Below are 25,407 nucleotides of genomic sequence, written 5' to 3' on the forward strand. Positions count from 1 at the left end.
GTGTGCCTGCAAGTCTGGAGGTTGTTATCGGCGTACGTCGTGCGTATAAAAGAGGAGCAGGAGCGTATGCTGTACGCAAGGCAGTCGCTGTACGTGGGCATCAGGCGTGACTGGTCTTTAGGATCAAAAATCCTGCTCATCAAAAAAAATGTGCAGGGCGACTCTGTAATAATTGGCTCTGCAACGCTTGAAAAAATAGTCGAGCTTGACGCATTGAGCAACATTGAAAAAAAGCCGTGCCTTGAAAACAACTGGTACGGCAAGATGGTGTTTGCCATGCTCGCAAGGTTCCTGCCTGCCGTGCCTGTTTCACAAACGCCTCTTGCCGGCAAGCAGCCCGCGCTCTTGCACGGCCTTGCCATAACCGAGGACGAACTGTACGAGATTGAAAGCCTTGCAGGCTCGAAAATAATTACTTGATGTTATATTGCTCTTGCAAAATTTGGAGCTATTAATTTCTCGTAGGTAACAAAATCATTATTTCATCTTCTAAATACTTAAAATATCGCGCACTATACCAAATGTATGTCTGAAGATACTCCAAAATGGAAAGCTTCAGGAGACTGGTTTGATGTTTGCAAATGCAATATTCCCTGCCCCTGTACATTCGCTCAAGCTCCATCTTATGGAGATTGCGAAGGCATACTTGCATACCATATCAAGAATGGACACTATGGCGAAACGCCCCTTGACGGGTTGAATGTGATGATGGTAGGCGGCTTCAAAGGCAATATCTGGGCGGGGGAGGCAAAAGCAACCATGGGATTCTTTTTCGACGAGCGAGCTAATGAAAAGCAGCGAGAAGCTCTTCAGATGATATTTACCGGCAAAGCAGGTGGCTTCATGGGAGAGCTTGCCAAGGCCTTTGGAGAAGACCGTGGCACGGAATTCGTTCCGATCAAGTTTGAGATAGCAAATGACCTTGCATACTGGAGCGCAGAAGTACCGGGCAAGGTCGTTGCAAGAGGTGAAGCATTAACTGGGCCCATGACTCCACCCGGCAAACGAGTGCAGACTCTTAATGCGCCTGGAAGCGAGACTGGACCAGGTACCGTTGCAACATGGGGTAGGGCTGTGGCTGACGAAGTGGATGCTATGGGCTTCAAGTGGGACTGGAAGGGCAGATCGAGCAAGCACATTCCTTTCGACTGGACCGGCCCCTAAACATTATCATCGAGATTATGATAAACAGAGTGACATAGAAACGCCATGCGCGGAGCAGAGGGTGTGTGCTTTTCTTGGCCAACTATGTTGTCTTGAACATGCCGCTCACCTAGATCTCGCCGTCTAGCCTACAATAATTTATTTGCGTGCCATTCCTTTTCGTGAGTTGCACGTTCGACATCATTGTAGAACATCAGGTTGCAGAACCTGCACCTTACGTCCAGTTTTCTGCGCCGGGACTTGCGGCGCCTCTTGCCCCGTTTCCTTTTCTGTTTTATGTTTGAAGCGGGGAAATACGCGAGGGTATCATGCGCGGTGTCTTTTTGCGACTTTTGCGTTCTGTGTCCGTATTGCAAGGCAGAATGACGAAAGCCGTCCTTCCAGGATGCTATCCACTTTCCAAGCATGAAAGGCCAGTCGATTTGCTGGTCGTCCATTTCATGTATTTCGTCTATGAGTTTTACATAGTCGGCGGTGTCGCTGGTAGAGGCTCGAAACCCTATCGCGTCTGAAGCCAGCTTGATCGCAAACTCTGTCTCGTCAAGATTCGTCCAAAGCTGGATCATTTTCATATAAGATTGCTCTATTCGGCTATAATGAATAAATTCCCTTATTCAAGGATTCTGGCAAGTTGGCGATAAAAAGGTGAAAATTTACTGAAATTATCCTGTTTTTACTATAACTAAATGGTCAATTACCGCAAGTTATTGAGGAGAAGAATAAACCATAATTTTTTTCTAGAATGTCCTGCCGGCTATGCGAGCTGCACCATCGACAACTGCTTATTACATACATGTCCGTATACAAAATCCGTCAAATGACCGCTTCTGTAGTTGAGATTCCTTCTTGGAGGACAAAGAGCGACTACATAGAAACGTGCAACTGCGACTATGGTTGTCCCTGCAACTTTAACGGCTATCCAACATATGGCTTTTGCAGGGCGCTAGTTTTGTATCCTATAAGGGAAGGCCATTACGGAAACGACGTCAAACTTGACAACATTGATGTCGTATACGCCGCATCTTGGCCCAAAGCAATTCATGAAGGAAACGGTACGATGCAACTGTTTATCTCTGGTAATACTACACCGGAGCAAAGAAACGCAGTTGTAAACATCTTTTCAGGAAAGGCAAAAGGGGAGGGGCCCTTTTCGATCTTTGCGACAACCATAAAGTACATGCTTGAGCCCCAGTTCGTTGACATTAACGTCAAGCTGGATGGCAAGAAAAGCAGCTTCTCCGTGCCCGGAGTGCTAGATGTCCGTCTTGAGAGCTTTAAAAATCCTGTTACCTGCGAAGAGCAAGACACAAAGGTGCAGCTTCCAAAAGGTTTCGTCTGGAAAATAGCAGACGCCGCCAAGAGTTCTGTGATGAGGATAATGACGCCAAACCTTAACTTTGACGATTCGGGCAAGAACGCCTATGCCTCAACAGTAGAATACAGAGGGCAGTGAGATGATGATGACGCAGTAACGATGGAGCGAGTTGTTGCTGGCTATGGATAAAGTGCAAAAGATAATCCTTGTTTCACTTGTCTCCGTTTCAGCAGCAAGCTGGCTGACCTCCCAGACCCTTCAGAACGACATGATGATGACAATGACAACGGCGGCTATGATGCCGTCGCCTTTTGCCTCTGGAATGGGTGATGATAATAATGGATTTGGCTTGGCATCTTCTTACCTGTTTTTTGTATTGTTGTGGACCGTTGGCATGGCCGCAATGATGTTTCCTGCAATCACTCCGATGGTGTTTCTCTATAACAGACTGGCCAGCTCTGAAAAAAACAACAGCCAAGTGCAAGTGGCTCTTCAGAAAAATGATGATGCATCCCAAAAGCAAGTCTATCCCTTCAAGACCTTGCTCTTTGTTGGCGGCTATCTTGCAGTGTGGTCCCTGACAGGGTTTGTCCTGCTGCTTGGATGGTCAATGTTGACGAGCATCATGACAAGTGCAGCATCGGGGTTGTCTATTATCCAATACATCTACGGCGCCATCTTGGTTATCGCAGGGGCGTATCAATTTAGCCCGCTCAAGAACAAATGCCTCGGATACTGCGAGTCTCCCCTGAGCTTTTTCATGAGGAGGTGGAGCAGTGGCGCTACAGGAGCAGCCAAGATGGGCGTCTTTCACGGCTTGTACTGCCTGGGATGCTGCTGGCCGTACTTTTTGCTAATGGTGGCGCTTGGATGGATGAACCTGCTCTGGATGGCCCTGTTTTCGGGAATAATTTTCGGGGAAAAAGTCTGGTCAAAGAAGGGGATATGGATTGCAAGGGCTGCAGGAATTGGATTTGTGATAATTGGAATTCTGGTTATGGTTACAGGCGGATCTGCAATAATAATTTCGATGCCTACAATGATGTCTACAGGCGACGCGGCTTTTACCAATACCGCCGACATGGAGCCGTCTGCAAACATGACGCCGGCCCAAAAGATGCCGCAGATGGGATGATGACAAAGAGAAACTATGTGGAAGAAATGTGCGTCTACGGTCATTTTGCAGGCGCGGTAACGGCTCTGCAAAATAATATCGTCATCATCATCACCACTTGCGCCGTGTCCAAAAATGAAGAAAGGTGCAAGAAAGAGTCTCCATAATCGCTTAATACTGAAAATAAATATTTTCTGATGCTGTATCATCATGGGAGTACTGACCTGGATCCTTGTTGGAGTAGTGGTTCTGGCCGTGCTGGGTCTTGGAGTGCGTACGTTCCTGTCGGGACTGCAACAGGGAGTGGAAAAAATCGCCAATGCCCCAATAATAAAAGACGCTGCTGCAAAAGCAAAGCAGCTTGTATCTGAGGGAAAGGACGAACTAGAAAACAGCTTTAAAGAAGATTATCATCAAGAAGAAAATGCAATCACAAATAATTCGTAACAAGCTGGCAGGAATGCTGGCAATAGCCTCCGGCGTGCTTTTTCTTGCTTCCGGCTACCATCCAAGTACCGCTATTTATGATCTAGTTGCCGCCGGATTAAAAGAATACACTGCAAAAGATGTCTGGCAGGTCGCCATCGTGCCGCTTGGGCTGCTGGCGCTGGTTGCGCAGCTTGGCGGCATCGTCGTGATAATCGGGGGAGTGTTGTTTTTCAAAAACAGGATTACAACCGGCAAGTTCTTTGTGATGATAGGAACCGGCCAGGGAATCCTTACTATAATTCTGAGCCTTATCCTCGGCCTTGCATCAGAAGGCTCTGGTTTTCTGGGCAATTACGTCCTATGGTTCACAGGCACCGCGGCAGGAATCGGGATTATCTGCTCGATAATCTCAAGGACGATTGCAATAGCCCCTGTCAAGGCAGGGCAGCGCCGGTGACTCATGTAATTTTGCAGTATCTTTTTTGCATCCAGCAAACCTGCAACCTGTCTTAATAGACACGAATACGCACATCACAGGGCGGTATGGTTCTGGTAATTGAAGGAAAACGGATTGTCTTGCGGACTCCTGAAAAATCTGACGCCCGGTCCATCCAAGAAAACCTAAACGATAAAGAAGTCAGCAGATACACGCGCATTATTCCTTATCCGTACACGTTGCGGCATGCCCGGGATTTCATCAAAATTGCCCAGCAACAACAACAACACCGTCGCGGTGGTAGCAGTAGAGAAGAAGGCTACTCGTTTGGCATCGAGATTAAACAAACCCACAAGATCATCGGGGTAATCAGTTTGACCCGCCTAGACTGCCAGAACAGAAACGCAGAAGTCGGGTACTGGCTGGGCAAAAAGTACTGGGGCAGGGGACTGGCAAAAGAGGCTCTCCTTGGCATCCTGGACTTTGGATTTGGCGACCTGAAACTCTTTAGGATCTACGCCAATGTCATGCATCCAAACACCGCGTCTGCAAAGCTGCTGGAAAAGGCTGGATTTGAGCTTGAAGGCAGGATGCGAAAGAGCGTCTTGAAGGACGGAGAATGGCTGGACGAGTTGAGGTATTCAATGCTTGAAGAAGAGTACACCACTGGCTCGTACAGTCGGCTTGACAAATTCAAGCCGCAAGAGCGTCGATTAATTTATTACGGCGCTGGCGCCATCGCGGTTGCGATGTCATACAGGATTGACAAGGATTCGCTTGGCGAAGTCAAGGTTCCGTCTGACGCTTACTACGGCCCCTTTGCGTCGAGGGCAAAAGAGATGTACAAGGTCACTGGCCAGAGAGCCCACATCAACCTGATACGCGCTTTTGTCATGATAAAGCGCTCTTCAGCCCTTGCAAACAAGGAGCTAAAAGCGCTGGACACCAAAAAGGCCGACGCTATCGTAAAGGCCTGCGACGAGATCCTTGCTGGCAAGCTCTTGGATCAGTTCGTAGTCGAGGCAATAAACTCGGGTGCCGGCACAGCCTTTAACATGAACTCAAACGAGGTGATTGCAAACAGGGCGCTTGAAATCCTGGGCAAGAAAAAGGGCGAGTACGAAACCGTCAGCCCAAACGACCACGTCAACATGTCACAATCTTCAAACGACACCTTTCCCACGGCGATGCACGTGGCAATCCTGCTCAACATGGAAGAGGCAGACAGGTCGCTTTCCATCCTGATAAACTCGCTTCGAAAAAAAGCCAGAGAGTTTGAAGACGCCATCAAGATCGGAAGGACGCACCTGATGGACGCAATCCCTGTCACGTTGGGCGCCGAGTTTGAAGAGTACGCCTACTCGCTTGCAAGGGCGCAAAAGAGGATGCGCGAGTCAATGGACGGCTTGCGCGAGGTGGGCCTTGGGGGCACTGCCGTCGGCACGGGCGCAAACACGCCCAAGGGCTACCGCGAGCTTGCCATAAAGCACCTGTCTGAAGTATCGAAACTAAAGCTGAAACCGTCTGACAACATGTTTTATTCCTTGCAGAGCAAGTTCGATGTCGCAAACGCATCGTCGGCTCTGCGCAACGTCGCAATAGAACTTACAAAAATGGCAAACGACATACGCTTGATGGCCTGCGGCCCCGTCGCCGGCCTTGCAGAAGTCCTGATACCTGCGGTGCACGCAGGCTCGTCGATAATGCCGGGCAAGGTCAACCCGTCGCTTGCAGAGTGCCTGAACATGGTATGCTTCAACATAATAGGAAACGACGTCTCTGTCGGTATGGCGGCGCAGGCGGGCCAGTTCGAGCTGAACGTCATGCTCCCCGGCATGCTAAAGAGCATGCTCGACTCGACTGACATGCTAAAGAATTTCCTGCCGATATTTGCAGAAAACATGATAGACGGGATAAAGGCCAACAGGGAAAAGCTGGAATCGTACATCGAGAAAAGCCCCGTGCTTGTAACTCTTTTGAACCCGTACATAGGCTACCTAAAGGCCGCTGAAATCTACAAGGAGGCGCTGAAGACGAACAAGAGCATACGGGAGCTCGTCCTTGAAAAGAAGCTGATGACAAAGGCAGACCTTGACAAGGCGCTGTCAAAAGAAAGCATCCTTGGAGCAGGCTAGCTCTTTATTTCATATTCTCTTCTGGCTGCTGGCCGTAGCAACCTTTCTTCTTTTTTGCAACTCCAATACTGCAGTCGCTATCAACGCTATTTGCAGTATGTATCCGCCCGTTATGAGCACTATTGCGTTTAATGGCTTTGAAAACGTCGTCATTATCTCTACGTGCGGAGGCGCAAGCGAGTTTCCGACCATCACGATTACTGCAAGCGGGATGCACGCGTACAGCTGCTTTTTGTAGCCGGCAAAGGTCAGCACCGCAAGGGCGATAAACACGCATTCAAGCGCAATCGCCCTGTCAAGGAATGCGGGATTGCCTGAAGGGATTGCAATCGCGCCGGTGACTGCTATTGCCGCAAGGACTATTGCGACCGCGCTGACACGCATATACAGGTGAAAGGATGTGCGTCCTAGCAATTAAAGCGTTTCAGGTATTCCAAAAGCGCAACTGCGTTGTTGTGCTCTGCATCTTTTGCCGCAAACAGCAGGGTCACGAGCCCCTGCTTTTCTTTTTCAAGGATTGCCTTGACAAGCTCTTGCCTTTCGTCAAGCTCTTTGAAGTAGCGTTCCTTAAAGCCGTCCCACTTTTTAGGATCATGGGAGAACCACCTGCGCAACGCGTCGGACGGGGCAATGTCCCTCAGCCAGAGATCCACGCTGCTTTTGTTGACGCCTCTTGGCCACAATCTGTCTACCAACACGCGATAGCTTTTGTCATTTTCAAAGGAGTAGATCCTTGCCACTCTGATCAAAGTATATGCATATGATTGCACGAAATTGCAAGATAAACTGTACGTCTATGTGTGTGTGCGTTTAGTTTAATACCAATCGCATCGTACAACTGGCGTATGAAGGCTGCACGCATAATCAAGACAAAGGAACCTTTGAAAGTAGAAGATATTGCTACACCAAAGCCAAGCGGCGAGCAGGTCCTTGTGAAGGTGGACAGCGCAGGGGTCTGCCACAGCGACCTGCACCTGTGGGAAGGAGGCTACGCCGGCCCGCAGGGCGTTTTCATGAAGGTTGAAGACCGCGGAGTAAAGTTCCCGCTGACGCCGGGCCACGAGGTCGCCGGCTCGATAGTAGAGATGGGCGACAAGGTCACCGGCTATGCCAAGGGCGAAAAGGTGCTGGTCTACCCGTGGATAGGCGACGGGGTGTGCCCTGCGTGCAAGGCCGGAGAGGAAAACCTCTGCGATGCGCCAAGGTCGCTTGGCGTCTACCAGGACGGAGGCTATGGCGAGTACGCGCTTGTTCCAAGTTACAAGTACCTTGTAAAACTGGGCAACTATGACACTGCCGCAGCCGCGTCGCTTGCGTGCTCCGGCCTCACCGCGTTTACCGCCGTGAAAAAGGCGGCAGTAAAGGACGGCGAGACGCTTGTGATAGTCGGCGCAGGGGGCCTTGGGCTCATGGCGGTGCAGATAGCCAAGGCGATAACTGGCGCCAAGATAGCCGTGGTTGATATCGACGACAAAAAGCTGGACGAGGCGAAAAAGCTTGGAGCCGACATCGCCGTGAATTCGGGCAAGGGCGACCCCGTGCAGGGCGTCAAGGATGCCACAAAGGGCCTCGGCGCAGAAGCAGTCATCGACTTTGTCAACAACGCCAAGACGGCGCCAAACTCGTTTAACATGCTGAGAAAGCGCGGCAAGCTCGTGATGGTCGGGCTTTTTGGAGGCTCGATGGAACTCAACCTGCCTCTTATACCACTGAGGGCGTTTACCCTTACGGGCGCCTACACCGGCAAGTACGCCGATCTGGTGGAGCTGGTAGAGATTGCTAAGAAGGGCAAGATCCAGTCGGTGGTGTCACGCCGGTTCAAGCTCGACGAGGTAAACACCGCGCTTGAAGAGCTAAAGGCCGGCAAGATACTTGGCAGGGCAGTAATCAATCCCTAGCCGGCCCGCTCCCTTCTTTTCTCTTTTTGAATGGAACGAAAATGGTTCTGCTACCTTACTTGCGGTTATATACATATGCCGCACATCTCTCTATATTGTTGCGAATTTTTACCTGACCCGATAATAATAGCTTGCAGTAGTGGCCTTGACCATGCTTGTATTGTGTCATATGTTGTATGGCTTGAGAAAATCATGCAAGAGCTCGCAAACCACTGCAGGTTTCTCAGCAAAAGGCGCGTGCCCGGCGTCTTTAACTATTACAGCAAGCGAATTTCTTGTGCCCTCTTTGAAAATTTGACAGTATTTTGGTGGGATCAGCCTGTCCTCGCTTCCCCAGACAATCAGCGTCGGGACATTCTTTTGATCGATTAGCTTTAGCCTTTTAATTCCTATTTGTGTGCTTGTGCTGTTGTTGTAAGCTGACTTGAAAGCAAGCTGCGCGTTTGGCTGTTGTATTCTGTAGATAAAGCCATCAACCAGCACATCAGGGATTCTTGCCGGGTCTGCCACCAGCTGCTCAAACACCTTCCTGACAGACTGCCTTGAAGGGCTCATTGCAGCGTCCAGATACTCCCTGAGCAGAGGCGTTGGACCCTGCAACATGCCCGAAGAGTCTATCAAAACTAATTTGTCAACTAGGTCTCTGTGCCCTATTGCAAGCTGCGCCGCTATGTAGCCTCCCAGTGAATGGCCTACAATACTGGTTTTTCCATCGTCTATGCCAATTTTGTGCATGAATTCTGCTATGGCTTGTGCGAAATTCTCAACCGTGTAATAATCCGTGTCCAGGGGCCTGTCGCTGCCGCCGAATCCCGGCAGGTCTATGGCAACTGCATGGAAACCCAAGAGCGACATTGCATCAGGAATGTCAAGCCACCTATCTGCCGATGACCCAAGACCGTGGATGAACAGCACGTGCCGAGGAGGTTGTTTTCCGCTTTTGGGTCGCCCAGCAGAAGAAGAAGGAGGAGTGGAATTGGCGTTCTTGCTGTTTTTGGCCCAATCATAAGGAAAAGAAATGGGAGACGCAGCCTCCTCCTTCTCTATGCTTGCCTCCAGATATCTCACCTTTACGTGGTGGCCTATGCTCGCATAGGATTCCTTCTTCATCTTTATTACGCGTCTCTGCTTCTGAAAGGTACGTTTACGTTTATTATCTCTGTTTTTTCAGCAGGCAGATACACAGGGAGCATTGAATCTTGTCTATTCTACCAAGAGCTTGCTCTGAATGTCCTTTACTACTACCGACTTGATGTTGACAAACTCTTTGATGCCAAACTCTGACAGCTCGCGGCCGATGCCGGACTTTTTTACCCCGCCAAAGGGCAGGCGCGGATCAGACCTGACCATCTCATTAACCGACACGATGCCGGATTCTATCTGCCTTGCAAGTTTCACCCCGCGCTCGATGTTGTTGGTCCAGATGCTTGCGCCAAGGCCAAACTCCGAGTTGTTGGCCTCGCGGACTGCCTGCTCCTCGTCTTCCACCACTATTATGGGCGCGGCAGGGCCAAACACTTCCTCTCTTAGTACGTTCATCTCATGATCGACGTTAGAGATTATGGTAGGCTCGTAAAAGTAGCCTTCTCCAGCAACGGGCCTGCCGCCGACAAGCACCTTGCCTCCCTTTGTCTTGGCGTCGTCTACCTGCCTTGCAAGCGCCTGCCTCTGGCTGTCGCGCACAAGCGGGCCGATGGTCGTCTTGGGGTCAAGCGGGTCGCCAAGCACCTCTGCCTGCGTGTCTTCGACAAACAGTTTTGTGAATTTCTCTGCGATGCTTTTTACGACTATGAACCTCTTGGCAGATATGCAGCTCTGGCCCGTGTTCAAAAGACGCGACTGCGTGGCCATGTACGCCGTCTGCTTCAGGTCGGCGTCCTCCAGTACTATGAACGGGTCGCTGCCGCCAAGCTCCAGCACGAATTTCTTTAGGTCTTTGGATGCCAGCTCGGCCACCCGCTTTCCCGTGTTCACGCTGCCAGTGACTGAAACCGCGTCAATGTCGGCCTGCACCAGCGCCTCGCCGGCGCGATAGTCGCCAACGACCACCTGGAAAACGTTTTCCGGAAAGCCGGCGTCGGAAAACGCCTCCTGCAGTTTTAGCGAGCTTCCAAGGCAGACGCTAGAATGTTTCAGCACGCTGACGTTTCCGGCAGTCAGTGCCGGAACTGCAAACCTCATCACCTGCCAGAACGGAAAGTTCCAAGGCATTATGGATGCGACCACGCCCAGCGGCTCAAACGACACAAAGCTCTTGCGGAACTCTGTAGGCACTATCTGGTCGCGCAAAAACGCCTCTGCGTGCTCTGCGTAATAGTCGCACACCCACGCACACTTTTCAATTTCGGCAAGCGACTGGCGCACAGGCTTGCCCATCTCTTCTGTCACGATGTGGGCATACTCTTCACGGTTCTTGCGCATCACCCTTCCAAGCCTGCGCATGTGGTCTGCGCGCTCGCCAAGCTCGAGCTTTTTCCATCCAGAAAAGGCCTCCCTTGCCCGCCTCACTTTTTGCGCAACAACTTCTGCACTATCGTTTTCATAAGACGCAATTACCTTGCCGGTTGCCGGGTTTACCGTTTCTATTTTTTGCTGCTGCATATATGGCAGTACTACGCTCTGCGCGCTAATAAGCACTCGATAGAAAGGATTGTATCCCGCCGGCAGGATTTGCTCCAAAACGGCATGTCGCCGGTTTTGTTTGAGCCTGCGACTCTTCGGTTACTGCTACCTGTACGCCCGATAGGCTGCTACACGTGGTCAGCTCTGCTAGCCGACATCTACAGCCGAAAGCTCTACCAGGCTGAGCTACAGCGGGACAGTTCAGTTGGCTGCGAGAATGCTATATATTCTATTGGAGGTATCGGGCAACGTCAAGTGCAAAATACGAGATTATCCTGTCCGCGCCTGCCCTTCTCATTGCGGCAAGCGACGTTATCTTCCATTGCTCCTCGTCTATCCAGCCCATCATGCCGGCGGCCTTTATCATTGCATACTCGCCTGATACGTTCTGCACGGCAACCGGCACGGAAAACCGCTCCTTTGCGCGCCTGACAAGGTCAAGGTACGCAAGGCCCGGCTTGACCATCACCATGTCCGCGCCTTCCTCGATGTCGCCTGCTATTTCCCGTATCGCCTGCTTGGGGTTTGCAAACGACACCTGGTAGCCTGCCTTGTCAATCGCGCCATTTTTTTTTGCAAACGCTGCTGACCGGAACGGCGTGTACAGTGAAGAGGCGTGCTTGGCAGAGTACGAAAGTATCCTTGTCGCATAGTGGCCGTTTTTGTCAAGCGCGCTGCGTATTGCGCGCACCTGCCCGTCCATCATTGCAGAAGGCGCGACAATATCGGCGCCGGCCTCTGCGTGGCTCTGCGAAATCTCTGCAAGGACTTCAAGTGTAGAATCATTGTCTACCGTGCCGCTGTTGTTGCGTACAAGCCCGCAGTGTCCCGACAAATTGTACTGGCAGACGCAAACATCCGTTATCACGTCAAGCGACCTGCCAAACGCCGACTTGATCTCCCTCGTCGCACGCTGTACAACGCCGCTTCTGTCGGCCGCGGCCGAGCCGTCGCCGTCGCGGCTTTTTGGTATCCCAAAGACAATGATGGAGCGGATTCCTGCATCGAATATTTTCTGCACGCTCAAAACCGCGTCTTTAAAAGGCGATATGGATATGCCCGGCATGGCCGCTATCGAGCCGCCTCCCTCTTCTTGTTTTTCTGACACAAACACCGGGCAGATGAGGTGTTCGCGTTTTAGGCCTGCCAGAGAGAGCGTGTCTGCGTACGCGTGCGCCTGCATGTGTGGTCGTGTATTGCGCGCCGGCCTATGAATACGTTATCTATGTTGCGCACGTTTTTATGACAGCTTTCTGCATCATGGCAACAGGCAGGTGTGGGGGAGGATAGACCATAATGATGGAGGCGCAAAAGAGGCAGGAAACAATCACCAACAATGGCCTAGACTGGACCTACATACAGAGGCCGGCCTATGTCGACCTTGCGCAGCTTGGCGAGCGCTACCCCTCGTTCCACAAGCTCAACTTTGAGGACTGCCTTTCCAAGATCCAGCTGCCGAAAATAGACCGCTACGACGACCACATGTTCATCGTGCTGCATTTTCCAACTGCAGACAAGGAGCGGGGCTTTGTGTTTTCGCAGCTGTCAATATTTATCGGCGCAAATTTCGTAGTCACCGTCCACCAGGGCGACCTCAAGCCCCTTGAGGAACTGTTCAACATGTGCAAGGCAGACGAGAAGATGCGCCAGGCCATTATGGGCAGGTCCTCAGGCTTCCTCCTGCACAAGATAATAGACACGCTTGTAGACGACCTTCTGCACCTCCTCATGAAGGTGGTGGGTAACATCGAAGACATCGAGGACCTGGTGTTTGACGAGCGCATCTCTGTCTCCAGGCAGATAGCGCTTTTGCGCCGCGAAATAACGACGCTGCGCAGGATCGTCATCCACCTGCGCCGGACCGTGCTGGAGCTGACAAAGGACGTCCAGAGGTTCTCAAGCGAGGACCTTACCCCGTACTACAAGGACGTGCAGGACCACGTGGAAAAAGTGTACGAGGCACTTGAGGAGGCAAAGGAGACAGTCGAGATCTACAAGGACACCGACTATGTTCTGAGCACGGAAAAGACCAACAAGATCCTTGCTGCGCTGACAATAATATTCACGCTTTCAATCCCGGCGACCGTGGTAAGCGCGTTTTATGGCATGAACGTCAACATTCCCGGCGGCGTGCTGACGGGACCGTGGACGCAGCTGGGGCCCTACACCACGCTCATATTTACAATCGTGCTCTCGGCAGCTGCTGCCGGCGTCATGCTATTGTATTTCCGTAAAGAGGGATGGCTATAACCTTTTTCTATAATTTTTGTTTTTTTTGATCGGTAATATTGTAATTTTAATAATGACCGAAATCGAGTACAAAAATTCCTATTTTTGGAAGCAAAGGGTATATATTCTGGGTGTCTATCAGAGATGAAGGGTTGGCGACAGGAAAGGGGGAGGTAGTTACCGGGTACGTTTGCACCCCTCATGGCAAGCAGACGGCATCACTGGTAGAAGTGTGGAAAAAGAGCGCAAACATTGTCGACATGTATTTTGCAGCCGCGACGTTCTCTGACGAAAGCGTGCCGTACTTTCCGAACAAGGCAAACAACTATGTCCTTGCGTCGTTTGCGAGCATGGCCGGGGTTCTTGATGATATCCGCGGGGGCGGCATGGACAGGCTTGCCTTCATGTTCAGCCTGAACAGCCCGCTCTTTGACCGCATCGGCGACAAGCTGAACTATGTCTCGCTGTACTTTACAAAGTATTCTAGCGGCGACCCTGCGATAGCCGACCTTGCCAACGTCATCGCAAGGCGCGACAGGGTGAAAAAGGCAAGCCTGGCAGAGATGCAGCTTTTGACCGCCGAGCAACCGCGCTTTGCGTTTCCCTACTCCAAGAACCTCGTCATCCTGGAAGTGGAAGGTTCAGAGACGCACCAGACAGACCAAAAATACTGCGAGCGCACAAGGCGCGACGTGGCTAGAAAGGGAATACTGCTGAACAATCTGGTAAGTTTTTCTATTCTTGAAAAACTAAAATAATGTGCGCCAGCAGTCTGTGTAGTCGCCTTCCGCAATACCTAAAAGCGATAAATGCGATAATCAGGTGATGAAGTCGCGGATGGAAGATCTGGTCTGGGAATGCAGACAGGAAGACGACATGGACAAAAAAGTCAAGTTGTTCAACCGGATCCGCAAGCTGCTTCCGAACCCGCCAAAGATGCCCTCGATGGTCACTGACGACTACATCAATTCTGCTCTGGACGATATCTAACAATACAATAATAATAAAAAAGAAGAAGCAGCATCTTTTTTAAAAATCCAGTGCCTTGTTTAGAAAATCAAGATCGGACTTGTCAAAAAATGATATATGATGATCTTGCAAATTATTATACAATAATGCTTGTTCCCCATGGATTGTCAACGGCAACAAGCCACCGTCCGTCGGATTGCCTTTTCAACACATCTGTAGACGTTCCATTCATCGCTACACGCTTTTGCCATCCGGAGAAGTGCCCACCAATGTCCATCTTGAAATATACAGTGCAGTACCTCCTGCCTCGATCACTTGATCGGCTTCTCCCTTGAGCAAGGGCTTTAACGAAATGAACCCCTGAAGTGCTGCGCGAATCGCATCTCTTCCCCGAGCAATGTTTCCTGGCTGCGCGATGATGACTGCTTCCGGATCGTAAAGGCTCGATGCTGCATCGAGGTCGCCTTGGTTGATGGCTGCAATTAGATTTTTTATGGTTTCAAGTGGGTTTGGTTGTTGCTGCTCCATAGACGTACGCACACACAGCAAAAAAGACGGCGAAACTAATAAACCTGTACAGCTCCAAAGAAGTCAGTCCGTTTTCGTAACTTTATCATTCCTTGGATGTTTTAAAAAAAACAGTAGTGGTATTTGACAAGACTCGCTTGCTTGACAGAACCAAAAGAAAAAGAAGCTCAACGCTTAAATATGCTGGATCTTTTCAAAATTCCTGAATTATATTGAGCAAGCCGATGGAACTTGGCGCACTAAAGATTGGTTCATACATTATCATTGACGGCGAGCCGTGCAGGATCGTCTCGTACGACCACAGCAAGCCCGGCAAGCATGGATCGGCCAAGGCCAGGATAAACGCGGTCGGCGTCTTTGACGGCAACACTCACCCGTTCGTGGGTCCCGTGACTACAAGAGTCGAGGTGCCCCTGATAGACAAGCGCAACGGCCAGATAATTTCAAAGAACGGCGACACACTCCAGATAATGGACCTTGAGACGTTTGAAGTGTTCGAGACGTCGTCTGTAGAAGACGAGATAAAGGATAAGCTCCAGGACAACGTCAACGGGCGCGAAGTCGAGTACTGGAAGGTAATGGACAGGATAAAAATAGTCCGCGTAAAGGGCTAGTTAGCTGGATTCGCTAAGTTCATACGCCAGCAGAAAAGACATTATGTCTGGATGCTGATGACGTGAAGGAAGAGCCGTCTGATTTGTGACGAGGATTATGAGTCCTGAGGCATCCACTATTATTATTACTACTACTGCTGCATCATCCTTTTTGCGCGCGGGTTCACTATCGAGTCCAGCGCGTTTCCGATAAGCGCAAACGCAAGGCCCGTCAGGGCTATCATCAGGCCCGGCGGCACTATCCACCACCACAGGCCCCGGACAGCCGCGCCGGCAGAGTTGGCGTCGTGCAGTATCTGGCCCCACGTTGGTATCGACGGGTCGCCAAGTCCCAGAAATGAGAGCGCGGCCTCGCCGAGGATGGCGGTTGGCACCGCAATTGCAATGCTTGCAAACGTCAGGGGCAGAAGCTGCGGGATTATGTGGCGAAAGATTATCCGCGTGTCAGACTGGCCCATCAGTTTTGCGGCCTCGACGTACTGCAGGTTCTTTAGCTGGAGCGCAAGGCTCCTGCTTATCTTGGCCATGCCTACCCACCCAAAGATGACAAGGAAACCCGTTATGAGAAAAATGCTGCGCCCTATCGTGACGGAGAGTATGACGAGCAGCGGAAGCGTCGGCAGGGAGTAAAAGATGTCGTTTATACGCATCAGCCCCTCGTCTGTCCTCTTGCCCTTGTATCCGGCCACCACGCCGTATATCAGGCCGATGAGTATCGATGCTACGGACACCGTGAGGCCGATAAAGAGCGCCACCGGCGCGGCCCACAGGATGCCTGTTGCAAGGTCGCGGCGCAGCTCGTCGGTGCCCATCAGCCCGTACACCTTGCCTCCAAGTATGACGCCTGAATCCGTGACCGCGTCATCCTGTCCAAAGAGGTAGAACGTCTCGCGAATAACGTATGTGCCCTTTAGCACCTGGTTTTTCTGGCTGTCTGCAAATATCATCACCTGCGGCCTCGACGGGTCCTGCCTGTACGCAAAGTCGCCCGTATAGCTGCGCAGGTTCTCGGCTATCCCGCTGTCTGTGGAAAAGACCCTGCCTGAAAACTCGTTGTCGGCACTGCCCAAACTCTGGGATGCAGGCGGAAGCGGCGCAAAGTAGATCCGAAACTCCTTGCCGTCGGGCCTGAGCACGTCTGCCTGCAGAGCCGGCTGCGTGCTGCCGTATTTGGCAGAGTAGAGCAGCATAAAGTCGCTAGGATAGGAATCATAGTTGAAATTCACTGTGTAGGAATACGTCACCGTCCGGCTGCCGCCTTCGCCTAGAGCGGATGACACCTCTGCATTTCTTGCGTGCAGCACAAAGTGCTCCGGCACCTTTGGGCCAAAACCTATGTTTGTCCATGCTGGCGCTGCGGACTTTGGCAGGTCTATCCAAAAGTCGGGGTTGTTCCACTGCCGGTACGAGTCGAGCGGTATTGCGACTACAGAGTATATAGTCATCAGGATCAGGGCCAATAGTATGCCTATGCCTGCCAGGCCGCTCTTTGAGTGCCGAAACTCCAATAGTATCTGGGACCTTGAAATTGCAGCAGCGGCAGCCGCGGGTGATCTGCTACTCATCCGACCTTCACCCTCGGGTCAAAGTACGCGTAAACGATGTCGGTGACAAAGACGGTGATTACGAAAATGACCGTGGCAACGTAGGTGAGGCCGATTATTACCGGTATGTCGAGAAAGCCTATTGCGTCGTAGTAGAGCTTTCCCATGCCGGGCCAGTCAAACACCGCCTCGACGGTTATAGCCCCGCCAAAGGACCCTGCAAGGCTGAGCGCGATCACCGTGACTATGGGGGGAGCAGCGTTTTTCAGCGCGTGGGAATAGATTATCCTCTTTTCCGGCACCCCTGCCGCTCTTTTGGCAGCGATATAATCCTCTCCCAGTATGCCGACCACGAAATACCTCACGATGTATGCCCATGAGCCAAAGCCCACCGCGACTATGGTTATCAGCGGGAGCACCATGTGGTACAGCAAATCAGGCACGTACGCGGGGTCTGACGGCGAAGTAAGCGGGGTCGCCCGCGCCGGGAAAATGTGGTACGTAAATGCAAACGCAAAGATCATGAGTATCCCCACCCACCACGTGGGGAAACTTCCGCTAAACACCGCAAACGCCGAGTTGAGCCTGTCCAGCACCGAGCCGGACTTGTTGGCGACATAGGCGCCGAGGTACAGCCCTATCACGGTTATCACCAGGGTGGAAGTTGTGAAAAGGAGCACCGTCTTGGGCATCTTTTCCAGTATGATGTCCCGGACGCTTGAGGATCCGCTGTCGCTCGTGAAAAAGTTGGACCTGCCTAGGTCAAGCGTCATCACCTTCAGCACGGTGTTTGTGAACCTTTTGGGGGAGTACCACGGCTCGTCCAAGCCGAGCGTCTTTATCTGGAGCTGGACCCTGTCGTCGATGTACTTCTGCCGCTCCTGCGCGCTCTGGAATTTCAGATTCCCGTGGTTTACCTCGTCAACAATAGAAAACCTAGTCGCGTCGGTCAGTATTTTATCCATCGTTGGGCCAAGGAGCGCTATCGTAAGGACAAGCGTCGCAAACAGCACGATTAGCATGTTTGCCGAACGCCTTATCAGAAAGCGGCCAAAGCCTCCAACCAAATTTGCTCCACAGCTTTTTGGATTGCTTTCTATTAATGTCTGCCTGTCCGGGCAAGCGCACTGTAGCCGATCCTTGCAAGCTTGCCGACTGCAATCGCGGACGCGCTTGCGGCCGACAGGACGAACAGTGATGTGCCTATTGACAGCAACAGCAGCGGCGCGTTGCCTCCTGCTGTTGTAGCCATGCCGATTGCAATCAGCGCAACTGCGCCACACATAACTGCAAGCGATATCTTGGCGGCCGTTCCAAACCTGCTCTGCAGGCGCGCCGAAAGCGTCGCCGGCCACAGGTACACTGCGCCAATCAGCGTGCTTGCGACTGCACCTGCGGCCACCGCTCCTGCGTCGCCCCCGGCCGCTGACGAGTACGCCTTTTCTGACGCCATGAGTATCCCAAAGAGCGGGTACAGCGCGGCCTTTACCGTTGCCTGAAGCCACGGCTGCTGGCGTTCGTAATCTGCCACCTGCGGGCTGAACGAGTAGTAGATGCTGTTAAAGGCGTTCATGAACGCCGAGCCGGAGGCGGTTGACAGGATATAGTGCTCCCTAAAGTTGCGCAGGTACTGCACCTGCGGCGTCAATTCAGAGCCAAACGCCGCCGTTGCAATGAGGCACCCGGACGGCTGCGCCGGCTGCTGTTGCTGTCCTCCATTGCCGCCAGAAAGAGTTGTCGTTGTTTGCCCCCCTCCTCCTCCTGTACCATTGTTGCTGCTGGACGGAGCGGCCGCCGATGCAACCGCAAGAATCGTATTGGTCGAAATGTCCGGCCTGAACGCATACTTGCTGTTTGCAAATATCTTTAGCTGGTTTGGCCCCTGCGTCAGTTTTGAAGTGTCGTCCTGCGTCAGTTCTACTTTGAACGTTCCTGCGCTGTCTTGCGCAGGCTTGGCCTCGCCTCTGAGAGCCACTTTGCCGTCCTTGTTGAAAATGAAATATTCTACCAGCGCGTCGTTGCTTGGCTTGCCGTCAACCTGCAGGCTGACTGTCATTTCTGCAGGCTTGCCTATCTCTATCATCTGGGCCGCATTCACCTTTTCTATCGTTGCAAGCTTGGGGTTCTCGTAGGCCGACCAGTGCCCCTGTTCAAACGGGTAGGACGGGTCGCGGAACGCCTTGATGGTGATGGTTCCTCCGGCAATGTTGAAATTGTCGAGGTAGAACGCACCGTTGCTGATGACGGCGTTCTTGTGGGTGTTTATCCAGGCGATGCTTGCGTCGTAGCGCTTTTTAGCCTCGTCTGCGCTCACTATTCCCTTGAGAGCCGCTGGGATGTAATTTTCGCTCTTCATCTGTTGCAGTTCTTGTTTAATAGCCTGCGCATGCTCTGGCACTATCGGGTCGAGCCAGTCGATGTTCTTTGCAACCGCCTGGCTCCTGGAATACGCAAACTTGCCGTCGGTGACGAGCCTTTCTGTCGCTGCGGTTATCTCCCAAGGCTCTGCCGGCCACACAGGCGCAAAGTCGGCAATCTCTTTGTCGTCATAATGCCAATAGTTGACGTAGGATTCCAAGGTGTCGTTGGACGTGAACTCTATTCCTTTGAGGCGCGGGAGCCCCGGCGCCACTCCAGACGTGTATTCGGGGTCTACTGTCCTGTCTCCGTTGCCTGAATCGGTGCCCCACTCGAAAGTGAAATATTCAGAGAACAGCAGGTCAGACTTGTCCATCGGGATGCCGTTGTGCCACTTTGAGTATAGGAGCTTGTACGTGACCTTGCTTGTGGCAGTGGCATTTGGCCCGGCGTCCTTCCACTTTTGCGTGGCCGGATCCCACGTCTGGGCGTTCTCTGATACCTTTAGCTTGCCTGTAGGGCCCTGAGTGGAAATGTCTGTCCACTGGGTCCTCATTGGGATTATGTCGCCAGTGTACGGGTCTCTGAAAGTGGCACTGTCGTAGACAGAATAGAAAATGTCCCTGCTGTACGCATCGGACAGGCCGGCTATGTTGTTCCAAGAGCCTTGGTGGATCTGCTTGACGCCGATGTTGAGGGCGCCCTTGCCGTCCGGCGGCCTGACGTTTAGAAGAGAATACTTGCTTGTGATGCCTGCGCCAAAGTCGTTGACCATGCCCTTGAGCGAAGCGGAGGCTACAAACGGCTCGGTCCTCTGCGCAAGGAATATCCTGACCGATTCCTGTATGCCGCCCTTGACGGCCGTGTTCACCAGCTTGCTTCTCTCTTCTGCCGACGTAAAGTTGGCAAAGAATATCTTTTGCGTGACGTCGTCAAGCGTAGAGTTCTTGTAGTTCCAGAAACTCGGGTTCTGGGAGCCCGGCATGTTGCCGACCCACGGGGCATACATCTGCCCCGGTATTATCGGGTTGTATTTCACAAACACCGAGGTGCCTGCCAGCCCTTCAGTGTAAAGGTGCCACTTGAAGTCCTGCGGGTTGGAAGCGTAGACGATTGTGTTGGCCTTCGTCAGGTCTCCAAAGTCCTTCTGGACCGTGAACCCTGCTTCTTCGAGCTTTGAGGCTACAAGCTCGCCTATCGACTTTCTCTGGGTGTCGTCAAGCCTTATCATGATCTTGACGGCGACAGGGCTTCCCTTGAACATCCACTTGTTGCCGCTTGCAGCATCCTTGGTAGCGCCGGCGGCGGTCATGGCGTCAGATATCATTTTCTCGGCAAGGCCGGGGTTGTAGCTAAAGCCAAACGACTCTACGGTATCTATGACGTTGAGGTATTCCGGCGAGTAAATGCCAAAGGGGTCGATGAGCGGGCTTCCGTATCCCTTGTAGATCTCGTTTACCACGAACTGGCGGTCAATCAGATAGTTCATGGCAAACCTCACTTCCTTGAGGGAGAACGGGTTGAGAGAATTGCCGTCCTTGGACGGCGCGGGGTTCATCAAGAGCCCGGCAGAGCCGGCCGTCCTGTCGTATACCGTCACGCGGGGGTCGTTCTTTGCGTCGGCCGCGGCTTCAAGCGGGATCTGGAAGTAATAGGCGTCAAGGTTTCCCGACTTGATGTCCTCAAGGGCGAGGTTCTCATCGTCGCGGTGGATAAACGTCACCTGATTCACGTACGGGCCCTTCTTTTCCTGCTGTTGCTGCTGGGCGTATGCCGTGTTGAAAACCGTAGTAGAAAAAGCAGACAAAAGCAGTACCAGAATTATCGATACCGATAGCAGAGGTGCCCCTCCTCTATTCACGAGAGATTACCCCTTGGATCTCCAATATATCTTTCATGGTGCATAGGTCCGGCCGCGGTCCGGGTCCGGTATAGCCTCTATCAGCGATTTGGTGTACTGGTGCGCCGGGCTCAGGAGCACCCTGTCGATGGGTCCCGTCTCGACTATCTTGCCTGCGTTCATGATGGCGATGTCGTCGCCGACATAGCGTGCGGTTGACAGGTCGTGGGTGATATAGATGTACGAGAGGGAAAAACGCCGCCGGAGCGTCTGCATCAGATCCAGTATCTCGCCCCTTACAGAAACGTCAAGCATCGAGACCGGCTCGTCGGCCACGATGAGCGCCGGCCTCATGACGAGCGCCCTTGCAAGGGCGACCCTCTGGCGCTGGCCGCCGGAGAGCATGTGGGGCAGGCGCCTAGCAATCTCTTGCGCCGGCACAAGCCTCACTTCCTCAAGCGCTTTTAGCACCTTTTCCTCCTTCTGCTCTTTCGTGCTTGCCCTGTCGTGTATGGAGAGGGGCTCCATCACGATGTCCATTATCTTCATGCGGGGGTTCAGCGACGCGTACGGGTCCTGGTACACCATGTGCACGGAGGAGCGAAAGTGCTTCAGCTGGCTTCCGGTGTAGAGCGTGACATCGTTTCCCTCAAAGATTATCGATCCGGCGTCCGGGTCTGTGGCGCGAAGCACCAGCCTTGCAACCGTGGTCTTGCCAGACCCTGACTCGCCTGCAAGCACGAGAACCTTGCCGCGCTCTAGAGTAAAGCTGACGCCGTCGACAGCCTTGACAAAATCCCGGCCCTTCTGGTGGAGCATCTGCCGAAAGCTGCGCTTGACTGCAAAGTACTTGCGCAGGTCCCTGACCTCAAGCAGCGGGGCTGCCATCAAGATAGCAGTTGCAGCCTCTAGTGATATAAACAATAATGTTGAAGTGTTATATTCCGCCGTAACCTCGCTACTCTCCGTGATGAGGCTTGCGGCGCTTTTTTCCGGTGGCAAGGACAGCACGTTTGCCATCTACCGCGCAAGGCAGGCAGGCCATGCCGTTGAATGCCTGATAACGATGCACCCTGCGGCCGACGACAGCGCGCTGTTTCACTACCCAAACAGCCGCGTTACAAGATACCTTGCAGAGGCGATGAAAATTCCGCTTCTAGAGTCTGCCGCCGTAACCGGCACTGACAGGGACGCTGAAATCAAGGCACTTGCCGCGGCTGTGGCGCAGGCAAAATTGCTGTACCGCGTCGAGGGCATAGTGAACGGCGGCATCGCAAGCGTATTTCAAAAGCAGGCTTTTGAGGAGGCGTGCAAAGAGCACGGCCTTGTGCCCGTCTCGCCACTCTGGGGCGCCGAGCCGGAAAAATACATGGCCGATCTCTTGGCAAGCGGTTTTACTGTGATGATAGTGGGCATCTCTGCAATGGGGCTTGAAAAAGAGTGGCTTGGCAAAGTCATCGACGGAGAATCCCTTGCAAAACTCGTACAGCTCTCAAAAAAATATGGCTTTAACCTGGCGTTTGAGGGCGGCGAGGCAGAGACGCTTGTCCTGGACTGCCCGCTCTACTCAAAAAGGCTCGCCGTGGGGCAGGCCACCGCAAAATGGGACGGCCAGAGGGGAATATTTGAAATACTGGAAGCAGAGCTAGTAAACCGGTAGACAAATACACATGTTTGACAACCTGCGTGACGGCCTGAGGAGCGCGCTCAAGAAAATAGTGGGCGCATCCGACATTAACGAGGAGCTTATCGATTCATTATGCAAGGACATCCAGCGCTCGCTCTTGCTGTCAGACGTAAAGGCAGGGCTTGTCAAGACAATTACCGATAACCTGAAGCAGCGCGCCCTGACAGAGCAGCCGCCAAAGGGGCTCTCGCGCAAGGACCACATCGTTACAATACTGTACGGCGAGCTGGCAAGGATGCTAGGCTACTCTGGCGAGGTAATAACCACTATTGACAAAAAGGGCATAGACGACGACCCCGGCGTCACCGCGTTCTTCAAGCCCGGCAAGCAAAACGTCGTGCTCCTTCTTGGCATACAGGGCTCCGGCAAGACGACCGTCACTGCAAAACTTGCAAGGTGGCTCACAAGGCACGGCTATCGGGTCGGAGTCGTCGGCACGGACACGTGGCGCCCCGGCGCGCTGACGCAACTAAAGATGAACTGCGCCAAGATAAACGTCGAAGTATACGGCGAAGAGGAGAGCAAGGACGCAGTCGGCATTGCAAGGCACGGCCTTGAGCATTTCAAGCCCCAGAATCTGGACGTCATAATCATAGACACCGCCGGCAGGCACAAGGAAGAAGCTGGCCTCCTGCAAGAGATGGCCGAGATGCACAAGGCATCGACGCCGGACCTCGCGTTGCTCGTTCTGGACGGGACCATCGGCCAGCAGGCGTACAGCCAGGCTGAGGCGTTTCACAAGGCGGCGCCATTAGGCGGCATCATTATTACAAAACTTGACGGCACTGCCAAGGGTGGAGGCGCCCTTGCCGCCTCTGCGGCCACGGGTGCAAAGGTGATGTTCATCGGAACAGGCGAGCGCATCGACGACCTGGAGCAGTTCTCGCCCACGCGCTTTGTCGGCCGCCTGCTCGGCATGGGCGACATCAAGGCACTATTGGAAATGGCCAAGGGCCTTGAGATGCAGGCAGACGAGAACCAGGCCAAGAGGGTGCTGTCAGGCAAGATGACGATTGAGGATTTTTACGCTCAGATGGAGCAGGTGAGCAAGATTGGCTTCCGAAACGTCATCGAAAACATGCCCGGCCTTTCCGGCATGGTAAAAGAAGATCAGCTGGACGCGATGCAGGCTCGCATGGAAAAGTGGCGCTTTATCATCCAGTCGATGACCAAGGACGAAAAGAAGGACCCCGACCTCATTAACGAGGCGCGGCGCAAGCGCATAGCCCGAGGCTCGGGGATGCCCGAAAGCGAGGTCAAGCACATGATCACGCAGTACAACAACTCCAAGGCCATGATGAAGCAGTCCAAGGGCCGGCAGATGCAGGGCCTCATGAGGAAGTTCGGACTTGGCTGATGCCGCCGCCCCAAACGCCCTCCTATTGCTGTTAAAGGAATACCAACTATGCAAACACTGCCTGTTGCGGCAGGCTGGCGGAGCATCGGCGGGCAGCAGAAGCAGAAAGGCACCTGAAGGAAAAAAATGCTACATCTGCAAAGGGCTCTTTGAGAGGCTTGACGAGGTTGCAAAAAAGGCGCTCCTTGCGACCAAACAGTACCGCCAGTTTGACACTTTTCTTGTGGGAGCGACGCTTCCGACGCAGCTGTACGAACGGGAGGACGCGCTGCGCGCCCGGCTCAAGATCCGCGGAAGGGAGAGCGTCAAGAGCCAGCTTACAAGGGAGCTTGGGACGCGCCTTGCAAGGATGACCAGTAAAAAGGCTGATTACTTGCGGCCGGACCTGGCAGTCAGTGTCGTGATAGGCAAGAACGGCGAAGTCGAGGCGGCGGCAAGGGCAAGGCCGCTTGCCCTCCTGTGTAGGTATGTAAAGCGTGAACGTGGCTTGCCACAAAAGGCCGAGAAATGCCCGCTCTGCCTCGGCAAGGGGTGCAACCTCTGCGACGGCACCGGCCTTGCCGCTGCCGACCAAGGGAGCGTCGAAGGCATCGTGGCCAAGCACATCATGAAAATAACGGGAGGCCAGGCGCCGAAATTCTCGTGGATAGGAAGCGAGGATCAGTCAAGCCTCGTCCTTGGGCGGGGAAGGCCGTTTTACGTCAAGGTGTCAGACCCAAAGTTGCGCAAACCAAGGAGAACAAGATTTGCAGAGGCAGGCATCGAAGGGAGGGTGGTAGAGGTGCTCGACGACATGCCGGACACGCAGGCGCGCTTTGCAGTCAAGACCAGAATTGCCTGCAGGTGCGAACGCGCGATTGCGACGGATGACATCAAGAAACTAAAGAAGTCGCTTGCAGGCTCGCAGGCAAGATTTGAAAACAGGGCCAAGGTTGCAATAAAAAAGATTCATTCCGTACAAGCCAAAAAAACTGCCGCTGAAGGCGAGTTTGTGCTTACAATCGTGGCCGACGGCGGCCTTCCTATCAAGCAGTTCGTGGGAGGCGAGCAGTACATCGAGCCAAACGTTTCAAGCCTTCTAAACACCAAGTGCGAGTGCGCCGCGTTTGACATTCTCAAAGTAGATCTTCTCAACACCGGCAACAAATTGGGCAATCGCTAGCGGTAT

At 52.8% G+C, this 25,407-nt stretch carries 27 protein-coding genes, 1 tRNA gene and 1 pseudogene; 17 read left to right on the forward strand and 12 right to left on the reverse strand.

The window, feature by feature from the left end; genetic code table 11:
• Window positions 1–39 precede the first annotated feature (39 nt).
• Window positions 40–420 (forward strand): hypothetical protein, encoded by a 381-nt coding sequence (locus NTE_RS03245; protein WP_148699723.1) that lies wholly within the window; start codon window positions 40–42, stop codon window positions 418–420.
• Window positions 421–525: 105 nt separating this feature from the next.
• Window positions 526–1,164 (forward strand): DUF1326 domain-containing protein, encoded by a 639-nt coding sequence (locus NTE_RS03250; protein ID WP_148699724.1) that lies wholly within the window; start codon window positions 526–528, stop codon window positions 1,162–1,164.
• A gap of 128 nt (window positions 1,165–1,292) precedes the next feature.
• Here the strand turns inward: NTE_RS03250 and NTE_RS03255 are convergent, their stop codons facing one another.
• The gene (locus tag NTE_RS03255; RefSeq protein WP_148699725.1) at window positions 1,293–1,730 is read right to left on the reverse strand and encodes a hypothetical protein; all 438 of its coding nucleotides are present in this window, start codon (window positions 1,728–1,730) and stop codon (window positions 1,293–1,295) included.
• Window positions 1,731–1,981: 251 nt separating this feature from the next.
• Here NTE_RS03255 and NTE_RS03260 point away from each other — a divergent pair, with 251 nt between their 5' ends.
• The 7 genes and pseudogenes from NTE_RS03260 to NTE_RS03280 all read left to right on the forward strand — a co-directional run bounded on the left by NTE_RS03260 (window position 1,982) and on the right by NTE_RS03280 (window position 6,593).
• Window positions 1,982–2,617 (forward strand): DUF1326 domain-containing protein, encoded by a 636-nt coding sequence (locus NTE_RS03260; protein ID WP_158385049.1) that lies wholly within the window; start codon window positions 1,982–1,984, stop codon window positions 2,615–2,617.
• Between the two features lie 52 nt (window positions 2,618–2,669).
• The gene (locus NTE_RS03265; protein ID WP_226987140.1) at window positions 2,670–3,614 is read left to right on the forward strand and encodes a DUF2182 domain-containing protein; all 945 of its coding nucleotides are present in this window, start codon (window positions 2,670–2,672) and stop codon (window positions 3,612–3,614) included.
• Window positions 3,611–3,760, forward strand: a complete 150-nt coding sequence (locus NTE_RS16310) for a hypothetical protein (protein ID WP_158385051.1) — start codon at window positions 3,611–3,613, stop codon at window positions 3,758–3,760. The genes NTE_RS03265 and NTE_RS16310 overlap by 4 nt, the downstream gene beginning before the upstream one ends.
• A gap of 43 nt (window positions 3,761–3,803) precedes the next feature.
• Entirely contained in the window at window positions 3,804–4,040 is a 237-nt protein-coding gene (locus NTE_RS03270) for a hypothetical protein (RefSeq protein ID WP_148699728.1), read from the forward strand.
• Window positions 4,018–4,479: a hypothetical protein gene (locus tag NTE_RS03275; RefSeq protein WP_148699729.1), complete on the forward strand. Its 462-nt coding sequence runs from the start codon at window positions 4,018–4,020 to the stop codon at window positions 4,477–4,479. The genes NTE_RS03270 and NTE_RS03275 overlap by 23 nt, the downstream gene beginning before the upstream one ends.
• Window positions 4,480–4,565: 86 nt before the next feature.
• Window positions 4,566–5,081 (forward strand): annotated as a pseudogene (locus tag NTE_RS17535) (GNAT family N-acetyltransferase); the annotation flags it as partial.
• A 126-nt stretch (window positions 5,082–5,207) separates the two neighbouring features.
• Complete coding sequence (locus tag NTE_RS03280) at window positions 5,208–6,593, forward strand: aspartate ammonia-lyase (protein ID WP_420835302.1); 1,386 nt, start codon at window positions 5,208–5,210, stop codon at window positions 6,591–6,593.
• Window positions 6,594–6,602: 9 nt separating this feature from the next.
• On the opposite strand, the gene NTE_RS03285 is transcribed toward NTE_RS03280, so the two are convergent.
• Window positions 6,603–6,977 (reverse strand): hypothetical protein, encoded by a 375-nt coding sequence (locus tag NTE_RS03285; RefSeq protein WP_148699731.1) that lies wholly within the window; start codon window positions 6,975–6,977, stop codon window positions 6,603–6,605.
• Window positions 6,978–7,000: 23 nt separating this feature from the next.
• Window positions 7,001–7,342 carry a DUF488 domain-containing protein gene (locus NTE_RS03290; RefSeq protein WP_148699732.1) on the reverse strand — a complete coding sequence of 114 codons (342 nt, stop codon included), beginning with the start codon at window positions 7,340–7,342 and terminating at the stop codon, window positions 7,001–7,003.
• Between the two features lie 96 nt (window positions 7,343–7,438).
• Here NTE_RS03290 and NTE_RS03295 point away from each other — a divergent pair, with 96 nt between their 5' ends.
• Window positions 7,439–8,491, forward strand: coding sequence for an alcohol dehydrogenase (locus tag NTE_RS03295; RefSeq protein ID WP_148699733.1), 1,053 nt, complete (start codon window positions 7,439–7,441; stop codon window positions 8,489–8,491).
• A 165-nt stretch (window positions 8,492–8,656) separates the two neighbouring features.
• Here the strand turns inward: NTE_RS03295 and NTE_RS03300 are convergent, their stop codons facing one another.
• The 4 genes from NTE_RS03300 to hemB form a co-directional block, all read right to left on the reverse strand.
• Window positions 8,657–9,601 (reverse strand): alpha/beta fold hydrolase, encoded by a 945-nt coding sequence (locus NTE_RS03300; protein WP_148699734.1) that lies wholly within the window; start codon window positions 9,599–9,601, stop codon window positions 8,657–8,659.
• A gap of 93 nt (window positions 9,602–9,694) precedes the next feature.
• Window positions 9,695–11,092: an NAD-dependent succinate-semialdehyde dehydrogenase gene (locus tag NTE_RS03305; protein ID WP_148699735.1), complete on the reverse strand. Its 1,398-nt coding sequence runs from the start codon at window positions 11,090–11,092 to the stop codon at window positions 9,695–9,697.
• A gap of 54 nt (window positions 11,093–11,146) precedes the next feature.
• A tRNA-Tyr gene (locus tag NTE_RS03310) sits at window positions 11,147–11,309 on the reverse strand.
• Window positions 11,310–11,342: 33 nt separating this feature from the next.
• Window positions 11,343–12,296, reverse strand: a complete 954-nt coding sequence (gene hemB / locus NTE_RS03315; protein WP_148699736.1) for a porphobilinogen synthase — start codon at window positions 12,294–12,296, stop codon at window positions 11,343–11,345.
• A gap of 113 nt (window positions 12,297–12,409) precedes the next feature.
• Here hemB and NTE_RS03320 point away from each other — a divergent pair, with 113 nt between their 5' ends.
• From NTE_RS03320 to NTE_RS16315, 3 genes are all read left to right on the forward strand, one after another.
• Window positions 12,410–13,363 carry a magnesium transporter CorA family protein gene (locus NTE_RS03320; RefSeq protein ID WP_148699737.1) on the forward strand — a complete coding sequence of 318 codons (954 nt, stop codon included), beginning with the start codon at window positions 12,410–12,412 and terminating at the stop codon, window positions 13,361–13,363.
• Window positions 13,364–13,494: 131 nt separating this feature from the next.
• Window positions 13,495–14,100: a hypothetical protein gene (locus NTE_RS03325; RefSeq protein ID WP_148699738.1), complete on the forward strand. Its 606-nt coding sequence runs from the start codon at window positions 13,495–13,497 to the stop codon at window positions 14,098–14,100.
• 79 nt (window positions 14,101–14,179) lie between these two features.
• On the forward strand, window positions 14,180–14,332 hold the full coding sequence (locus tag NTE_RS16315) for a hypothetical protein (RefSeq protein WP_158385053.1): 153 nt from the start codon (window positions 14,180–14,182) through the stop codon (window positions 14,330–14,332).
• 213 nt (window positions 14,333–14,545) lie between these two features.
• Here NTE_RS16315 and NTE_RS03330 read toward each other — a convergent pair whose 3' ends face one another.
• Window positions 14,546–14,851, reverse strand: a complete 306-nt coding sequence (locus NTE_RS03330) for a YybH family protein (RefSeq protein ID WP_148699739.1) — start codon at window positions 14,849–14,851, stop codon at window positions 14,546–14,548.
• A 212-nt stretch (window positions 14,852–15,063) separates the two neighbouring features.
• On the opposite strand from NTE_RS03330, the gene NTE_RS03335 reads away from it, so the two are divergent.
• Window positions 15,064–15,453 (forward strand): translation initiation factor IF-5A, encoded by a 390-nt coding sequence (locus tag NTE_RS03335; protein ID WP_193354097.1) that lies wholly within the window; start codon window positions 15,064–15,066, stop codon window positions 15,451–15,453.
• Window positions 15,454–15,584: 131 nt separating this feature from the next.
• Here NTE_RS03335 and NTE_RS03340 read toward each other — a convergent pair whose 3' ends face one another.
• From NTE_RS03340 to NTE_RS03355, 4 genes are read right to left on the reverse strand one after another with little or no spacing between them, the layout of a single operon-like run.
• Window positions 15,585–17,018, reverse strand: a complete 1,434-nt coding sequence (locus NTE_RS03340; RefSeq protein ID WP_148699741.1) for an ABC transporter permease — start codon at window positions 17,016–17,018, stop codon at window positions 15,585–15,587.
• Window positions 17,015–18,064, reverse strand: a complete 1,050-nt coding sequence (locus NTE_RS03345; protein ID WP_226987142.1) for an ABC transporter permease — start codon at window positions 18,062–18,064, stop codon at window positions 17,015–17,017. Before NTE_RS03345 ends, NTE_RS03340 begins: the two co-directional genes overlap by 4 nt.
• A 32-nt stretch (window positions 18,065–18,096) precedes the next feature.
• A complete protein-coding gene (locus NTE_RS03350; RefSeq protein ID WP_148699742.1) occupies window positions 18,097–21,216 on the reverse strand; it encodes a CFI-box-CTERM domain-containing protein in 3,120 nt (1,039 codons plus the stop codon).
• A 33-nt stretch (window positions 21,217–21,249) separates the two neighbouring features.
• Window positions 21,250–22,083 (reverse strand): ATP-binding cassette domain-containing protein, encoded by an 834-nt coding sequence (locus tag NTE_RS03355; RefSeq protein WP_148702005.1) that lies wholly within the window; start codon window positions 22,081–22,083, stop codon window positions 21,250–21,252.
• Between the two features lie 82 nt (window positions 22,084–22,165).
• Here NTE_RS03355 and NTE_RS03360 point away from each other — a divergent pair, with 82 nt between their 5' ends.
• The 3 genes from NTE_RS03360 to NTE_RS03370 are packed head-to-tail and all read left to right on the forward strand — an operon-like array spanning window position 22,166 to window position 25,401.
• Entirely contained in the window at window positions 22,166–22,855 is a 690-nt protein-coding gene (locus NTE_RS03360; protein WP_148702006.1) for a diphthine--ammonia ligase, read from the forward strand.
• Window positions 22,856–22,865: 10 nt separating this feature from the next.
• Window positions 22,866–24,239: a signal recognition particle receptor subunit alpha gene (locus tag NTE_RS03365; protein WP_148699743.1), complete on the forward strand. Its 1,374-nt coding sequence runs from the start codon at window positions 22,866–22,868 to the stop codon at window positions 24,237–24,239.
• On the forward strand, window positions 24,232–25,401 hold the full coding sequence (locus NTE_RS03370; RefSeq protein ID WP_148699744.1) for a hypothetical protein: 1,170 nt from the start codon (window positions 24,232–24,234) through the stop codon (window positions 25,399–25,401). Before NTE_RS03365 ends, NTE_RS03370 begins: the two co-directional genes overlap by 8 nt.
• Window positions 25,402–25,407 lie beyond the last annotated feature (6 nt).

The organism is Candidatus Nitrososphaera evergladensis SR1 (assembly GCF_000730285.1).
In the GTDB taxonomy this organism is placed as follows: domain Archaea; phylum Thermoproteota; class Nitrososphaeria; order Nitrososphaerales; family Nitrososphaeraceae; genus Nitrososphaera; species Nitrososphaera evergladensis.